Genomic DNA, 16,572 nt, shown 5'->3' on the forward strand with positions numbered 1-16,572 from the left:
GTCGGTCCATGACGAACCACAGCGAAACGACTGGATCCTCCGAGAACGGCGACATCTCGGGAGCCGCGGAGCCTGGTCAGACGGACGGCACCGCGCACGACGGCCCCGGAGACGAACACCAGGTCACTCTGCGCACCCCCGCCGAACTGGCCGACGCCCTGCCGTACCTGCTCGGGTACCGCCCCGAGGACAGCATCGTCCTGGCCGCCCTGCGCGACAGGGACGGACGGGGCCGATTCGGCGGCCGGGCGAGGCTCGGCATCCCCGCGAGCGCGGACGACTGGGCGGGCGCGGCCGGGCAACTGGTCCACGGCCTGGTGATCGGAAGCGAGCGGCGAGGGGTCCGGCCCGAGCAGATGGTCGCCTACCTCTGCCAGGAACCGGCCCGGGGCGAGACCGGCCGGGACGTGATGGAGCGACTGCGGCCGCTGGCCCAGAAACTGCGCGTGGAGTGCGGTGCCCTCGACGTCCCCGTGGTCGAGGCCCTGTGCATCTCGGCCGGGCGTTTCTGGTCGTACTGCTGTGACGACCAGGTCTGCTGCCCGGACGAGGGCGTCCCCATGGGACTGCCGGGTACGTCGGTGCTGGCCGCGGCGGCCACCTACGCCGGCCTCCAGGTGCGCGGCTCGCTCAGTGAACTGCGGGCCAGGCTGCTTCCCGGGGAGAGCGCGACGGTCGAGCAGGTGGCCGCCCTGGACGCCGCCGCCACGACGCTGGTCTCCCGGATCCTGGACGCCGCAGGCCGCTCGGACGTGGCCGAGGAGACGCTGGAGACGGCGGAGCGGGCCATGCGACGCCTCGCCGAGGCCCCGCCCGTGTCCGGCACGCCGGCCCAGGACCTGCGCGACGACCAACTACTCGGGTACGACGAGGCGGCGGCGTTGATCCTCGGACTCCAGGACCGTACGACACGCGACCGCGCGGCCGCATGGATGGAGGGTGACGAAGCGGGACCCGCGATGCGCCTCTGGCGGGCGCTGGCACGTCGCTGCGCCGGACCGTACGGCGAACACGCGGCCGCGCCCCTCACCCTCGCCGGATGGGTCGCCTGGTCCACCGGTGACGAACTGGAGGCCCGGGAGGCCCTGGCCATGGCTCTCGGCGCTGATCCCGACTACCTCTTCGCCCGGCTCCTGCACCAGGCGTGCAACGAGGGCCTCGATCCCGAGTCGATCCGCCGCTGCCTGCGCGAGGGCAGGGGCGGCGGCGGGCGCACGGCGGGCGGCGCTTCGGACGCCGCTTCAAACGGCGCTTCGGACGGTGACGGGCAGAGCGGTGCGCCGGCGGAGCGGGAGCCCGCCGAGCCCTCGTCCGCTCCGCCGCCCGGCCGCCGGCGCCGCTCGCGCTCCCTCGCCCCGGCCAACGGCGCCCGTCGCCGCGGGAGGGCGCAGGGCCGCGAGCCGGGCGTGAGGAGTGTGCGACCCCGCACTCCGTCCGGGAGCGATCGCCCCGGGGCCACAGGGCCGGGCCAGACCCGTTCTCGCGTCTCCGGGACACGGCCCACGGGCCGAAAGGACGCCTGCCCGGAAGGCGCGCGTACGGCAGAGCGCGGGACCGAAGGGAGCGAGAGCGGCAGCGAGCGCCCCTGAAGCGGACGAGCGCCGGGGCGTCCCAGGAGTGAGGGCGCCCCTGGGAGAGCTTGCTCGGCGTGGTCGAAGAAGCGTCTTCCGGGCAGAAATCATGGGCTTGACCTGGTATGACGCGTCCGCACCCGGCCCTCCGGGCGGGCGATGGGAGGCGCGCGGGGCGGAAGTGGATCAGCGCCCGCAGCGGTTGGTGAAGGGAGTGTTTATCGTCAGGCAGACGACTATGATCGCCGCATGCCCTACGACCCGTCAGCCTTTCCGCCCTTCGCCGTCACTGTGGACCTGGTCGTGCTGACCGTGCGCCGCCACTCCCTGTGCGCGCTGGCGGTGCGCAGGGGCGAGCCGCCGTTCCAGGGCCGCTGGGCCCTGCCCGGCGGGTTCGTGCGGGCCGACGAGGACCTGGCGCAGGCCGCGGCGCGGGAGTTGGCCGAGGAGACCGGGCTGTGTGTCCACGACCCGGCGGCGCCGATCCAGGACAATGGCGCCCACCTGGAGCAACTCGCGACCTACGGCGACCCCGGGCGGGATCCCCGCATGCGGGTGGTCAGCGTCGCCCACCTCGCGCTCGCTCCCGACCTGCCCGCACCGCGGGCGGGCGGTGACGCCAGCAACGCTCGCTGGGCTCCGGTCGAGGAACTGCTGGAGCAGAGTGGCTACGGCCGCGTCGACGAGGCGGTGGCACCGCTCGCCTTCGACCACGCCCAGATCCTGGCGGACGGGGTGGAGCGAGCCCGCTCCAAGATCGAGTACTCGTCACTGGCCACCGCGTTCTGCCCGCCCGAGTTCACCGTCGGCGAGCTGCGCCGTGTCTACGAGGCGGTGTGGAGCGTGGCGCTCGACCCCCGCAACTTCCACCGCAAGGTGACGGGTACTCCGGGCTTCCTCGTTCCCACCGGCGGAACGACCACCCGTCAGGGCGGCCGCCCCGCCCAGCTCTTCCGCGCGGGCGGCGCCACCCTCCTCAACCCCCCGATGCTGCGTCCCGAGGTGTGACACCGAGCCCGGGCGGGGGACCTCGGAGCGAGGGGCGGACAAGAGGTCAACGGCCCGATAGGTCGTGCGATACCGGAAAAATCGGGTATGGCGCGCTATCTTGCTACGGGTGATCCAGGCCTTCGGACTGACCAGCAACCCCCGCAAGGAGCTTCCGCCCGCCGTCGACGACGTCTCGTTCGAGGCGCGCGCGGGCCGCGTCACCGCACTGCTCGGAGCATCGGGCGCCGGCAAGACGACGGCACTCAGACTCATGCTCGAACTCCAACGCGGCCGGGGTCTCACCCACTTCAGAGGCCGCCCCCTGCACCGCATCGCCCACCCCTCGCGCGAGGTCGGCGTGCTGCTCGGAGACGTCCCGGGGCACCCGGCCCGTACGGTGCGCGGCCATCTGCGCATGCTGTGCGCGGCGGCCGGTGTTCCGGTCCGCAGGGCCGACGAAGTCCTGGAGTCGGTCGGTCTCGTGAGCTTGCGCGACGAACGCCTCGGAACCCTCTCCCGAGGCATGGACCGACGCCTCGGACTGGCCTGCGCCCTGGTACCCGACCCGCACACCCTGGTCTTCGACGACCCCGCCGGCGCACTGTCCGCTCATGAGGCCCGCACGCTCCACGGCGTACTGCGAGCCCACGCCGCCCAGGGGGGCACCGTCCTGTTCAGCACGGCGGACCCCAAGGAGGCCGCGCGCACCGCCGACCACGTCGTCACCCTGGAGCGGGGCAGAGTCGTCGCCGACCAGGAGGCCGCGGACTTCTCCCGTACCCGGCTGCGCCCCCGCGTCGCCGTCCGCAGCCCGCACGCGGCCCGTCTCGCCGCCCTCCTGACCAAGGAGGCACGCGCGGCACGCCGTTCCGTCGAGGTCGTACGCGAGGGCGGCAACCGGCTCGCGGTGTACGGGAGTACGTGCGCGGACATCGGCGAGTCCGCCTTCCGCCACGGGATCCTCGTGCACCAACTGGCCGACGAGATCGGTGACATGGGCCCTGGAGCCGGTGCGGTTCCCGCGGCCCGGCAACAGGAGACCGACGGCGTTCGGGCGCAGGACGTCGGGAGGCCGAGCGTCACCCGCCCGTCGCCCGCCGGGCCACCGCACCCGGCCCCCGCCGACCCGCTCAGGCCCCCCGGCCCCGTCGGCCCGCGGCCCGGCGGCCCCACGTCGATCCCAGCCGACGCCACGCAGCCGCCTCCCGACGACGGACGACCCCTCGGCGGCCCCGGGCAGACGTCCCCCGCCACGGACGGGGGCACGGACGGGGGCACGGACGGCCCCGCGCCCGGGACCGCCCTCCACAGAGCCCCTGGGCCCCGCCACGCCTTCGCGCCCGCCCGCGCCCTCACCTCCGACAAGCAATCCGCACCCCACAAGGCCCCGGCGGCAGCCGGCACCGCTCGAGGCCCGCGCCCGTTCACCGTCCTCGTCCCCGGCACGGCGAAGTCCCGGGAAGCGGCCTCCGCACTTCCGCCTCCCATCTCCGTCCGCTCCGCCCCCAGCCCCCTCCGTCCGCTGCGCTACGAACTCCGTCGTGCGGTGGGTGTCAGTACCGGGTTCATCACCGGCACGGCCGTACTCGTCGTGTCCGTCGTCGCCGCTGTCATCCTGGCCCGCGTCGGTCACACACCCCAGGCGCGGCTCCTGGCCGCGTGGCCGCGGGAACTCCCACTGCCGCCCGCGGCGCTCGGCGCGGGACTGCTCGGCGCGCTCGCCTTCGGCGACGAGTTCCGCCACCCCGCCCTGGCGGCGGACCGCGGCACGGTGCCCCGCCGAATCGGGCTGCTGACCGCCAAACTCCTCGTCTCCGCGGCCGTCGCACTCGTGCTGGCCGCCCTGACGGTTGGCTGCAACGCCGAAGTGCTGCGTCTGTTCTACGGACAGGAGCTTGCGAAGGTTCCCGCCGACTGGCCCGCGCTGAGCGCCGGTTGGCTCGGGCTCGTGATCGGGTGCGCCTGGTCCGGCGTGCTCGCCGCCGGCGTCTTCCGGTCCACCACCGCCGGGCTGGCGGCGGTGGTGGCCGTCCCGGTCCTCGTCGTACCGCTCGTACAGAAGGTCTGGGACGGCCCGTCCGTACGGACGGCCGCCGGCTTCCCGATGCGGGTGCGCGAGGTCCTCCTGACGCAGTGGCCCTTCGGCGGTGAGCGGTACCTGGCGGACGTGCTGCGCCTGATCGTCCAACCGGTCGGCGGCGCAATGACGTTGTCACTGACGGCTCTGCTCTGCGCCTATCTGCTCATGACCTTGCGCAGCAGGGTTTGAAGACGGGTGTCTCACCCTTCCGTTCCGACCGTGTGCGCAACTCCCCGGGGAAAGCCCATTTCTTTCCGATAAGGCGTCAATTGCGACGGGGTGAGCGATCACCCTTTCGTGTGCTTTTCACCAAAGACCTCAAGGGAGTTGGGAACGACGCCGACAAAGGATGCGTGAGTACCCTTGCGCACACCATGATGACCGCCGCCCGCTCCGCCGACTCCGGCCTCGCGAACCCGGGCGAACTCGACCGCTACCCGTACGCCGAGACGCCCCCCGTCGACCGCGTCGCGGCGCCCTCCTGGGAAGGGGTGGAGCCCGAGCTGGGGCGCGTGGGCCGGCGCACCACGGGCAACCGTGGCCGCGGACTGCACGGGCAACTCGTCCAGCAGCTTGGCCAGATGATCGTTTCGGGCGACCTCGGCGCCGACCGCCCGCTGGTGCCCGAGGAGATCGGCCAGCGTTTCGAGGTCTCCCGCACCGTGGTCCGTGAGTCCCTTCGTGTACTGGAGGCGAAGGGCCTGGTCAGCGCCCGTCCGAACGTCGGCACGCGTGTGCGTCCCGTCAGTGACTGGAACCTCCTCGATCCGGACATCATCGAATGGCGTGCCTTCGGGCCGCAGCGCGACGACCAGCGCCGCGAGCTGAGCGAGCTGCGCTGGACGATCGAGCCGCTCGCGGCACGCCTGGCCGCCGGGCACGGGCGCGAGGACGTCCAGCAGCGGCTGTCCGACATGGTCGGGATCATGGGCCACGCGATGGGGCAGGGCGACGCCCTCACCTTCTCGCGTGCCGATGCCGAGTTCCACACCCTGCTCATCCAGGTCGCGGGCAACCGGATGCTGGACCACCTCTCGGGCATCGTCTCCGCCGCCCTCCATGTCTCCGGTGGTCCGGTCACGGGCTGTGACCGGCCGAACGACGTGTCGCTGGCGCAGCACGGCAGGATCGTCGACGCCCTCGCCACCGGGGACGGCGCGGCGGCCGAGTCGGCCATGCGTCAACTTCTGACCGTCCACCCCGAGGTGGAACGCGTGGTGCCCGCCCCCCGCGAGCACTGACCGCCTTCCGCCGGAACGGCGCGGGCCGGGCACGCCAAACCCCTCCTGTGGCAGTGGCCGGTCGTTCGCCGTCACCGTCGGACCCCGTGGAGTCGCCAGTGACTCCACGGGGTCCGACGGTGTGATGAGAGGCTGAGCCTCCCAGTGCGGCCGGGACGCACGCGTTGGTGACCTTGTTTATCCGTGTCTGACCGGTTTTGATCGCTTACGGGGTGTGACTCGGGCCACGCGGATTGGGCGTAACGCTCTTGGGAACAACACGATGACCTAAGAGGTGACAGCCGCGGAGGGAATACGGACGCCGTTCACGGCGCTGTGCATCTCCCCGGCCCGCCCGCGCCGTCGGCCCATTCCCAGGCCGGCGGTCGGCTCCAGTCCACCGTGGACGGGGCCGGAAGCCGTTTTTCAACGTTCCGAGAGGTTGTTCGTGTCGGCCAGCACATCCCGTACGCTCCCGCCGGAGATCGCCGATTCCGTCTCTGTCATGGCGCTCATTGAGCGGGGAAAGGCTGAGGGGCAGATCGCCGGCGACGACGTGCGTCGGGCCTTCGAAGCTGACCAGATTCCGGCCACTCAGTGGAAGAACGTACTGCGCAGCCTCAACCAGATCCTCGAGGAAGAGGGTGTGACGCTGATGGTCAGTGCCGCAGAGCCCAAGCGCACCCGAAAGAGCGTCGCAGCGAAGAGTCCCGCCAAGCGCACCGCCACGAAGGCGGTCGCGGCGAAGGCGGCGACCAGCAGGCAGGCCACCGCCCCTGCCGCCCCGACGGCGCCCCCCACCGAGCCCGCCGTCGAGGAAGAGGCGACCGCCAAGAAGGCGGCGGCGAAGAAGACGACGGCCAAGAAGACGGCAGCGAAGAAGACGACCGTCAAGAAGACGGCGGCCAAGAAGGCCACGGCCAAGAAGGAAGACGGCGAGCCTCTCGAGGACGAGGCGGCCGAGGAGCCGAAGGCCGCGACCGAGGAGTCCGAGGGCACCGAGAACGCGGGCTTCGTGCTGTCCGACGAGGACGAGGACGACGCTCCGGCCCAGCAGGTCGCCGCGGCCGGCGCCACCGCCGACCCGGTCAAGGACTACCTCAAGCAGATCGGCAAGGTCCCCCTGCTCAACGCCGAGCAGGAGGTCGAACTCGCCAAGCGCATCGAGGCCGGTCTGTTCGCCGAGGACAAGCTGGCGAACTCCGACAAGCTCGCGCCCAAGCTCAAGCGCGAGCTGGAGATCATCGCCGAGGACGGCCGCCGCGCCAAGAACCACCTGCTGGAGGCCAACCTCCGCCTGGTGGTCTCCCTGGCCAAGCGCTACACCGGCCGCGGCATGCTCTTCCTGGACCTCATCCAGGAGGGCAACCTCGGTCTGATCCGCGCGGTGGAGAAGTTCGACTACACCAAGGGCTACAAGTTCTCCACGTACGCCACCTGGTGGATCCGTCAGGCGATCACCCGCGCGATGGCCGACCAGGCCCGCACCATCCGTATCCCGGTGCACATGGTCGAGGTCATCAACAAGCTCGCGCGCGTGCAGCGCCAGATGCTCCAGGACCTGGGCCGCGAGCCCACCCCGGAGGAACTGGCCAAGGAACTCGACATGACCCCGGAGAAGGTCATCGAGGTCCAGAAGTACGGGCGTGAGCCCATCTCGCTGCACACCCCGCTGGGCGAGGACGGCGACAGCGAGTTCGGCGACCTCATCGAGGACTCCGAGGCGGTCGTCCCGGCCGACGCGGTCAGCTTCACACTCCTGCAGGAGCAGCTCCACTCCGTTCTCGACACCCTGTCCGAGCGCGAGGCGGGCGTCGTCTCCATGCGCTTCGGTCTCACCGACGGTCAGCCGAAGACCCTCGACGAGATCGGCAAGGTGTACGGCGTCACGCGCGAGCGCATCCGCCAGATCGAGTCGAAGACCATGTCGAAGCTGCGTCACCCCTCGCGCTCCCAGGTGCTGCGCGATTACCTCGACTAGGTCGCAGCAGGCCGCGGTAGTACGAGCGACAAGGCCCGGTCCCGCCAGGTGCGGAACCGGGCCTTCGCGCTGGGCAGCGGGTGCGCGGCACGGCGCACTGGATCACTGTGGGTGTCTCATGACCACCTAGGAGTGAGGAGCCCGCATGCGTCGTCTCTTTGCCCGGGCACTGGCCCGGCCGCTGGTTCTGGCGGCCGCCGCGACCGCGATACCGCTGGGGTCCACCGCCCCCGCGGCCGCCGACAGCATCGTCGTCGGAGGCTTTCCGGTCGAAGTGTCCGACAGCCCGTGGACCGTCGCCCTGTCCAGTCGTGACCGGTTCGGAGGTACGCGGGCAGGACAGTTCTGCGGGGGAGTGGCCGTCGGCCGGACCACCGTGCTCACGGCAGCCCACTGTCTGGGGGAGGAAGTCCTCGGGTCGCCGCCGGAGCAGGTGGACGACCTGAGGGTCATCGCCGGCCGGACCGATCTGCTGTCGGACCAGGGCCGGGAGATCCCCGTCCGTGCCGTATGGGTGAACCCGGAGCACGACGCGGTCAGCAACGCCGGCGACTTCGCGGTGCTCACCCTTTCCCAGGCCCTTCCCGCCGACTCGGTCATAGGGATGGCGGCCGACGGTGACCCCGCGTACACCCCGGACACGGGAGCGCTCGTCTACGGCTGGGGGGACACCTCGGGTGCCGGGGACTACGCGAACGGCCTGCGGGCGGCCCGGGTGCGCGTGCTTCCCGACGCGTCCTGCGAGCGGGCCTATCCGGGAAACGACGACGGGCGTTATCTCGCCGGCACCATGCTCTGTGCCGGGCAGGACGCCGGAGGCCGTGACGCCTGCCAGGGCGACAGCGGCGGACCGCTGGTCGGCCAGGGGCGGCTCATCGGTCTCGTGTCCTGGGGGAGCGGCTGCGGGCGCCCGGGCAGTCCCGGGGTGTACACGCGCGTCTCCTCGATAGTGCGGACGCTGGGCTGGGACACCGCCGCGCGGCAGCGCGAGGGCGTCTGACGGCCGCTGAGAGCCTTCCGGGCACGAGCACGGGCGGCCGCCTCCGGGGTCCGGAGGCGGCCGCCCGCTCATCGGCCTGTGCCGAGTCGGCTCGTCGTCGGGCGCGTAGTGTCAGCGCTCTTCCTCGGCGGAAGATTCCGGAACGGCCGTCAGCCGCTCCGTCTCGTCCTGTATCTCAGCGGCGATCTTCTTGAGTTCCGGCTCGAACTTGCGCCCGTGGTGGGCGCAGAAGAGCAGCTCTCCGCCGGTCAGCAGGACGACGCGCAGGTATGCCTGGGCGCCGCAGCGGTCGCAGCGATCAGCGGCCGTCAGCGGGCTTGCGGAAGTCAGAACAGTAGTCACGTCGCCTCTTCTCTAGCTCGACGAGCTGTCGTACCAGGGTCAACATCCAACCAGCCCCAAAACGTTCCCGCTCGTGGCTTTTCCTCGAAAAAACTTTCCGAGGGGCCGGCTGTTGCCGATTGGCGGCGAATGTGCCGTATTGCGTGTCTATGTGTCGTACGGGTTCGCGCAGTCGGTCAGTGTCGGTCCCGCCGGCTGGGTTGCCGGTTTGTTCATGAGGACGTGCCCGGAGCCTAAATGGTTCATGCGCCGAAGGGAACGTGATGTGTACTTCACCCCATCGAGGGATCGAACAGGCATACGACACTGGACTAGGGTGAGTCCGCGACGAGGGTGGCGTTACAACGGCTCTACCAGGCCTCGGTACCCTCTGACCGGTGAACCGAGCCGCGCCCTTACCCAGCGGGGCCCCATCTGAAATTCAGCGAGGAGCGAACCGCGTGACCGCCGAGACATCCGTGCCGTCCACTGCGCTGCTGGCAGGAGCAGACCGGGACGGATCCAATTACACCGCGCGGCACCTGCTCGTCCTCGAGGGGCTCGAGGCCGTACGCAAGCGCCCGGGCATGTACATCGGATCCACCGACAGCCGTGGCCTGCTGCACTGCCTGTGGGAGATCATCGACAACTCCGTCGACGAGGCCCTGGGTGGTCACTGCGACCACATCGAGGTGATCCTCCACGACGACGCCTCGGTGGAGGTCCGGGACAACGGCCGGGGCATCCCGGTCGACGTCGAGCCCAAGACCGGCCTGTCCGGCGTCGAGGTCGTCATGACCAAGCTGCACGCCGGCGGCAAGTTCGGAGGCGGCGCCTACGCCGCCTCCGGCGGTCTGCACGGCGTCGGCGCCTCCGTGGTGAACGCCCTGTCCGCCCGCCTGGACGTCGAGGTGGACCTCGGCGGGCACACCCACGCCATCAGTTTCCGGCGCGGGGTCCCGGGCGCGTTCGCGGGAGCGGGCCCGGACGCCGGGTTCGAGGCCGGGAACGGGATGCGCAAGGCCAAGAAGATCCCCAAGAGCCGCAGCGGTACGCGCACGCGGTACTGGGCCGACCGCCAGATCTTCCTCAAGGACGCGAAGCTCTCCCTTGACACGCTGCACCAGCGGGCCCGCCAGACCGCGTTCCTGGTGCCCGGACTGACCATCGTCGTCCGCGACGAGCTCGGCCTCGGCGACGGCGGCAGCAAGGGCGAGGAGTCCTTCCGCTTCGACGGCGGCATCAGCGAGTTCTGCGAGTTCCTGGCCGGCGACAGGCCCGTGTGCGACGTCCTCCGCTTCACCGGGCAGGGCAGCTTCAAGGAGACGGTCCCGGTCCTGGACGAGGACGGCCAGATGACGCCCACCGAGGTCACCCGCGACCTCGGCGTCGACGTCGCGATGCGCTGGGGCACCGGCTACGACACCACCCTCAGGTCGTTCGTCAACATCATCGCCACGCCCAAGGGCGGCACCCACATCGCCGGCTTCGAGCAGGCGGTGGCCAAGACGATGAACGAGGTGCTGCGGACCAAGAAGATGCTGCGCGTCGCCGAGGACGACATCGTCAAGGACGACGCCCTGGAGGGGCTCACGGCCGTCGTGACCGTCCGCCTCGCCGAGCCGCAGTTCGAGGGCCAGACCAAGGAGGTCCTCGGCACCTCGGCGGCCCGCCGTATCGTGAACAACGTCATCACCAAGGAACTCAAGGCGTTCCTGACCTCCACCAAACGCGACGCGGCCCAGCAGGCGCGGGTGGTCATGGAGAAGGCCGTCGCCGCGGCCCGTACCCGCATCGCCGCCCGCCAGCACAAGGACGCCCAGCGGCGCAAGACGGCCCTGGAGTCCTCCTCGCTGCCCGCGAAGCTCGCCGACTGCCGCAGCGACGACGTCGACCGCAGCGAGCTGTTCATCGTCGAGGGGGACTCCGCTCTGGGCACGGCGAAGCTCGCCCGGAACTCCGAGTTCCAGGCCCTGCTGCCGATCCGCGGCAAGATCCTGAACGTCCAGAAGTCGTCCGTGACGGACATGCTGAAGAACGCCGAGTGCGGGGCGATCATCCAGGTCATAGGAGCAGGGTCGGGCCGTACCTTCGACATCGACGCGGCCCGCTACGGCAAGATCATCATGATGACCGACGCCGACGTGGACGGCTCCCACATCCGCACCCTGCTGCTGACCCTCTTCCACCGCTACATGCGGCCCATGGTGGAGGCAGGACGAGTCTTCGCCGCGGTGCCGCCACTGCACCGCATCGAGCTCGTCCAGCCGAAGAAGGGCCAGGACAAGTACGTCTACACGTACTCGGACCGTGAGCTGCGCGACAAGCTCATGGAGCTCCAGAGCAAGAACATCAGGTACAAGGACTCGATCCAGCGGTACAAGGGTCTGGGTGAGATGGACGCCGACCAACTGGCCGAGACGACCATGGACCCCAGGCGCCGGACCCTGCGCCGGATCAACCTCACCGACCTGGAGTCCGCGGAGCAGGTCTTCGATCTGCTGATGGGCAACGACGTCGCACCGCGCAAGGAGTTCATCTCCAACTCGGCGGCGACGCTGGACAGGTCGCGCATCGACGCGTGATCACGCCCAGTCGTCGACCGGGCCCGGGGGCGAGATTCGGGCCCGGTTCTCCGTACGCGCATGCGCCCGGCAAGCTCTCTCCACCCCTGGGTGGACTTCTGTGCCTCGCGGGGATCCACCCATGATCCACCCGGGCTCCGATCCCGTGACCTCGCCGTTTCCGTAACGTCGAAGGCGCCGGCGGGATCCGCCGCCGGCATCACCTTCTTCCGCTCACGGAGGCACGATGTCCGGGCTCGTCGACGTGTTGGTGATCACGGCCGTGGCGGGCCTGGTGATCACCCGGCAGTTCCGCGCAAGCCGGATCGACACCGACCGGCGCTGGTGGGTGCTGCCCGTGGTGCTGGGCATCGTCGCGCTTCGCGAGCCGGGCATCATCGACGCCCACCACCACACCGCCTCCGTGCTGCTGCTCGCAGCCGGGATACTCGTCGGCCTGGTCACCGGAGCGGGCTGGGCCCGGACCACCCGTATCTGGGTCGAGGCGGACGGTGCGGTGTGGAGCAGGGGCAGCCGGGCGAGCGTCGCCGTGTGGGTGGCCGGCATCGTGCTGCGCGCCGGTCTCTTCGGGGTCGGTGCGGCCCTGGGAGTACGCCAGGACAGCTCCGCCCTCCTGGTCGCCCTCGCGGCGACCCTCCTCGTCCGGTCCGGCGTCCTGGCCTGGCGCGTTCAGGGCACGCGTCCGGCCGGGATGCCCGGCCCCGCGTACGGTGACGCCGTGTCCCGGCCCACCAGGAAGGAGCCCGCGTGACGGAGAACGTCTGGACGAGATGGCCTTCCAGGGAGGCGCTCCTGCACGAGGGGGTCTCCCGCCCCCGGCGACTGCTCGCCTGGGCGGTGCGTCTGGTGGTGTTCGGGGTGCTGCTGTGGAGCGCGTTCACCAGCAGCCCGCTGCACGGGTGGGGCGCGGTCGCCGCGGTCGTCGGTCTGCTGGCCGCCGTGTGCGTGGCATGGGCCTTCTTCCGGGCCACGCTCGCGCACCGGTTGTGGCCGTCCCTGGCCCTCGTCGCCGTGATGTTCGCGATCGCGGCCGTCGCCCAGCCCGTCGGCCTCCGGGTCCCCGCACTGCTCATCTGGTGCGGCTGCGCCGTCGTGGCCCTGGAACGGATGCCCATCGCGGCCGCGCTGCCCGTGGCCTCGGCGGGCCTGGTCTCTTACGCCCTGGTCAGCGACGACGCATGGCTGACCTCGGCGGCGACGTCGGGAGGACTGGCCCTGGCCGGATACGTCCTGAGACTCGACGCCGAGGCACGGGGGAACGCGCAGCGGCTGCTGACCCAGGAGCGGGCCGCCCGGGCGGCCGAGGCGGAGTCCGCGGCACTCGCGGAACGGGCCCGCATCGCACGGGAGATCCACGACGTGCTGGCGCACAGCCTCTCGGCGCAGATGGTGCACCTGGAGGCGGCCCGGTTGCTGATCGAGCGGGACGCCGACCGGCAGCAGATCCTCGACCGGGTGGTGGCGGCGCGAGGGATGGCCCGCGACGGACTCGCCGAGACCCGGCAGGCGCTGTCCGCCCTGCGCGGGGAGCTGACGCCGCTGGAGGACTTCCTGGCCCGCCTCGTCGACACGGCCGAGGGCGATGCCGAGGTCACCATTACGGGGGATCGCAGACCGCTGCCGGCCGAGGCGTCGCAGGCCGTGCGCAGGGTCGCCCAGGAGGCGCTGACGAACGCCCGCAGGCACGCCCCCGGCGCCAGGGTGCGGGTGCGGCTGGACTACAGCGCCCGCGAAGTGATGCTGGACGTGCGGGACTCGGGAGGCTCGTCCGGTGAACCCACCGGCACCGGAGGTGGGTACGGTCTGCTGGGCATGCGGGAGCGTGCCGAATTGCTGGGCGGCTCGCTGCGGGCAGGTCCGGGCGAGGAGGGGTTCGTGGTGACGTTGAAGGTGCCCGTATGACGCAGGAGGCAGGCGGGAGCCCGGCACGGGTGGTGGTCGTGGACGATCAGACCGTCGTGCGGGAGGGGATCGTGATGCTGCTCGGACTGCTGCCCGGAGTCGAGGTCGTGGGCGCGGCCGGCGACGGCGAGGAGGCGGTGCGCCTCGTCGCCGAACTCGCTCCGGACGTGGTGCTGATGGACCTGCGCATGCCCCGATGCGACGGGGTGGAGGCCACCCGCCGCATTCGGGCCGAACACCCCGCGACGCAGGTCGTCGTGCTGACTACGTACGCGGACGACGAGTCGCTGTTCCCCGCGTTGAGAGCGGGCGCGCGCGGCTATCTCACCAAGGACGCAGGCGGGGACGAGATCGTTCGGGCGGTGCACAGCGTCCTGTCCGGAGACGCGGGACTCGCTCCGGGCATCCAGCGGCGGTTGCTGGAGCGCCTGTCCGAGTCCGAGCCGCGGCGGGAGGGGCCGCCCGAGCCGCCGGACGGGCTCACCGTCCGGGAGACCGAGGTGCTGGTCCTCATCGCCGAGGGGTTCAACAACCACCAGATCGCGAGCCGACTGCACGTCTCCACCGCGACGGTGAAGACCCACATCAACAACCTGTTCTCCAAGACAGGCATCAAGGACCGTGCTCAGGCGGTGCGTTACGCCTATGGGAAGGGGCTGGTGCGGCCACCGGGGGGAGGAATCACCTGATGGGGTGAAGCGCGTGGGGAAGAAGAGTCGGGGATCTTCCCGTTCTGTCCATCCTTGGGCATGCAGTCAAGCAACGATCGGCCACGCGGTGCCGGGGGCGGTCCTCAAAGCGCTGTCCATCACCGTGCCGTGCCTGGCAGGGCCTACGTCGAGGCGGTCGGCCCCCGGCACGACGATCCGCGGTACGACGACCCGTGGTACGACGCACTCGCCTCCGGCTGGGGCGAGTCGGCCGGTCCGGGAACCCCCGAGCAGGCACTGCCACCGATGCCCCGGGGAGCGGCGGGGGCGCCGCCCCTGGCCGCGGCCGACGTGTACCTGGAGGTCCAGCGCAGCGCGGCCTTCCAGGAGGTCCGCAGCCGGTACCGGAGGTTCGTGGTGCCGACGGTCGCCGCCTTCTTCCTGTGGTACGTCGCCTACGTGGTGGCCGCCACGACGGCACCCACCCTGATGGCCCGGCCGGTGGCCGGCGCGGTGAACGTGGCGATGGTCGCCGGGCTCGGGCAGTTCCTCACCACGTTCCTGCTCACCTGGGCCTACACCCGGCACGCCCGGCTGCGCAGGGACCGCGCCGCGCTCGAACTGCGATGGGACACGCAGGAACTGACGCGCGGTGTGCGAGGCGGTGCGTCGTGACGGGCGACCATCAGACGCTGGCGCTGCTGCTGTTCAGCACGTTCGTCGCCGTCACGCTCGGGATCACCACATGGGTGGGCCGCCACCGCCACGGCTCGGCCGAGGAGTTCTATGCGGGCGGCCGCCTCTTCTCACCGATGGAGAATGGTTTTGCCATCGCCGGTGACTACATGTCGGCCGCGTCCTTCCTCGGCATCTCGGGACTCATCGCGCTCTACGGGTACGACGGCATGCTGTACTCGGTGGGCTTTCTGGTGGCCTGGCTCGTCGTCCTGTTCCTCGTCGCCGAACTGGTCCGCAACTGCGGGAGGTTCACCCTCGCCGACGTCGTGGCCGCCCGGATGAGGGAGCGGCCGGTACGGATCGCGGCGGGGACCTCCTCGGTCACCGTCTCCGTGCTGTACCTGGTGGCGCAGATGGTGGGCGCGGGCAGCCTGGTCGCGCTGCTGCTCGGCGGCACGACCGAGGCGGCGCGGACGTGGACCGTCATCGGCGTCGGCGCGCTCATGGTGATCTATGTGTCGCTGGGCGGGATGCGCGCCACCACCTGGATCCAGATCGTGAAGGCGGTGCTGCTGCTCGCCGGCACCGTGGCGCTGACCACGCTCGTCCTGGTGCGCTTCCACGGCGACGTCGACCGTCTGCTGCGCTCGGCGGCCGAGCGCAGCGGTCACGGTGAGGCGTTCCTCGCGCCCGGGCTGGCGTACGGCGGGGACTGGGTCTCCCGCTTCGACTTCATCAGTCTGGGGCTGGCCCTGGTGCTGGGCACCGCCGGACTGCCGCACATCCTGTCCCGCTTCTACACCGTGCCCACCGCACGGGCGGCCAGGCGCTCCGTCGTCTGGTCGATCGGTCTCATCGGCGGCTTCTATCTGATGACGATCGTGCTCGGGTTCGGTGCCGCCGCCCTGGTCGGGCCGGACACCGTGCGCGCGTCGAACGCCGCCGGGAACACAGCGGTGCCACTGCTCGCCCTCGACCTGGGCGGCGGGGCGCAGTCCACCGGCGGGACGGTCCTGTTCGCGGTGGTCGCCGCGGTCGCCTTCGCCACCATCCTCGCGGTCGTCGCCGGCATCACCCTGGCCTCCTCGGCGTCCGTGGCCCACGACCTGTACGCGTCCTTGCGGCGTCGCGGCTCCAAGCCGCGCAGCGAGGTCGCCGTGGCCCGGGTCGCCGCCGTCGGCATCGGAGCCGTCGCGATCGGGCTCGGTCTGCTCGCCCGCGACCTCAACGTCGCGTTCCTGGTGGGCCTCGCCTTCGCCGTCGCCGCGTCCGCCAATCTGCCGGTGCTGCTCTACTCGCTGTTCTGGCGCGGCTTCACCACGCGGGGTGCGGTGTGGGCCGTATACGGGGGCCTGGTCCCGTCCGTGGTGCTCGTGCTGCTGTCCCCGGTGGTCTCCGGCAGCCCGCAGTCGCTCTTCCCCGGCCTCGACTTCCAGTACTTCCCCCTGCAGAACCCCGGCCTGGTCTCGATCCCGCTGGGCTTCGTCGCGGGCTGGCTGGGCACGCTCACCTCGCCGGAGATCCCGGACGAGGCCAAGCACGCCGAGACCGAGGTGCGCTCGCTGACCGGCGCGGGGGCCGTGTAGGAACGGCG

13 protein-coding genes are annotated in these 16,572 nt (G+C 71.2%); 12 read left to right on the forward strand and 1 reads right to left on the reverse strand.

The window, feature by feature from the left end:
- Window positions 1–8 precede the first annotated feature (8 nt).
- From KUM40_RS11980 to KUM40_RS12005, 6 genes are all read left to right on the forward strand, one after another.
- Window positions 9–1,589 (forward strand): DUF4192 domain-containing protein, encoded by a 1,581-nt coding sequence (locus KUM40_RS11980; protein ID WP_217165791.1) that lies wholly within the window; start codon window positions 9–11, stop codon window positions 1,587–1,589.
- 231 nt (window positions 1,590–1,820) lie between these two features.
- Window positions 1,821–2,579 (forward strand): NUDIX domain-containing protein, encoded by a 759-nt coding sequence (locus KUM40_RS11985; protein WP_217165792.1) that lies wholly within the window; start codon window positions 1,821–1,823, stop codon window positions 2,577–2,579.
- A 109-nt stretch (window positions 2,580–2,688) separates the two neighbouring features.
- Window positions 2,689–4,830: an ATP-binding cassette domain-containing protein gene (locus KUM40_RS11990; RefSeq protein WP_217165793.1), complete on the forward strand. Its 2,142-nt coding sequence runs from the start codon at window positions 2,689–2,691 to the stop codon at window positions 4,828–4,830.
- Window positions 4,831–4,994: 164 nt separating this feature from the next.
- Entirely contained in the window at window positions 4,995–5,882 is an 888-nt protein-coding gene (gene whiH, locus KUM40_RS11995) for a sporulation transcriptional regulator WhiH (protein ID WP_217165794.1), read from the forward strand.
- 427 nt (window positions 5,883–6,309) lie between these two features.
- The gene (locus KUM40_RS12000) at window positions 6,310–7,842 is read left to right on the forward strand and encodes an RNA polymerase sigma factor (protein WP_217165795.1); all 1,533 of its coding nucleotides are present in this window, start codon (window positions 6,310–6,312) and stop codon (window positions 7,840–7,842) included.
- Between the two features lie 145 nt (window positions 7,843–7,987).
- Window positions 7,988–8,842 (forward strand): trypsin-like serine protease, encoded by an 855-nt coding sequence (locus KUM40_RS12005; RefSeq protein WP_217165796.1) that lies wholly within the window; start codon window positions 7,988–7,990, stop codon window positions 8,840–8,842.
- Between the two features lie 111 nt (window positions 8,843–8,953).
- Here the strand turns inward: KUM40_RS12005 and KUM40_RS12010 are convergent, their stop codons facing one another.
- The gene (locus tag KUM40_RS12010) at window positions 8,954–9,184 is read right to left on the reverse strand and encodes a hypothetical protein (RefSeq protein WP_217165797.1); all 231 of its coding nucleotides are present in this window, start codon (window positions 9,182–9,184) and stop codon (window positions 8,954–8,956) included.
- A 440-nt stretch (window positions 9,185–9,624) separates the two neighbouring features.
- Between KUM40_RS12010 and KUM40_RS12015 the strand changes: the two genes are divergently transcribed.
- The 6 genes from KUM40_RS12015 (at window position 9,625) to KUM40_RS12040 (ending at window position 16,564) form a co-directional block, all read left to right on the forward strand.
- Window positions 9,625–11,748: a type IIA DNA topoisomerase subunit B gene (locus KUM40_RS12015; protein WP_217165798.1), complete on the forward strand. Its 2,124-nt coding sequence runs from the start codon at window positions 9,625–9,627 to the stop codon at window positions 11,746–11,748.
- A gap of 226 nt (window positions 11,749–11,974) precedes the next feature.
- Window positions 11,975–12,499 carry a CcdC protein domain-containing protein gene (locus KUM40_RS12020; RefSeq protein WP_217165799.1) on the forward strand — a complete coding sequence of 175 codons (525 nt, stop codon included), beginning with the start codon at window positions 11,975–11,977 and terminating at the stop codon, window positions 12,497–12,499.
- Window positions 12,496–13,650, forward strand: coding sequence for a histidine kinase (locus KUM40_RS12025; protein WP_217165800.1), 1,155 nt, complete (start codon window positions 12,496–12,498; stop codon window positions 13,648–13,650). Before KUM40_RS12020 ends, KUM40_RS12025 begins: the two co-directional genes overlap by 4 nt.
- Window positions 13,647–14,339: a response regulator transcription factor gene (locus KUM40_RS12030; protein WP_217165801.1), complete on the forward strand. Its 693-nt coding sequence runs from the start codon at window positions 13,647–13,649 to the stop codon at window positions 14,337–14,339. The genes KUM40_RS12025 and KUM40_RS12030 overlap by 4 nt, the downstream gene beginning before the upstream one ends.
- Before the next feature lie 60 nt (window positions 14,340–14,399).
- Window positions 14,400–14,975 carry a DUF485 domain-containing protein gene (locus KUM40_RS12035; protein ID WP_217165802.1) on the forward strand — a complete coding sequence of 192 codons (576 nt, stop codon included), beginning with the start codon at window positions 14,400–14,402 and terminating at the stop codon, window positions 14,973–14,975.
- Window positions 14,972–16,564: a cation acetate symporter gene (locus KUM40_RS12040; RefSeq protein ID WP_217165803.1), complete on the forward strand. Its 1,593-nt coding sequence runs from the start codon at window positions 14,972–14,974 to the stop codon at window positions 16,562–16,564. Before KUM40_RS12035 ends, KUM40_RS12040 begins: the two co-directional genes overlap by 4 nt.
- Window positions 16,565–16,572 lie beyond the last annotated feature (8 nt).

Origin of the sequence: Streptomyces sp. AC512_CC834 (genome assembly GCF_019049325.1) — a bacterium.
Classification (GTDB): Bacteria; Actinomycetota; Actinomycetes; order Streptomycetales; family Streptomycetaceae; genus Streptomyces.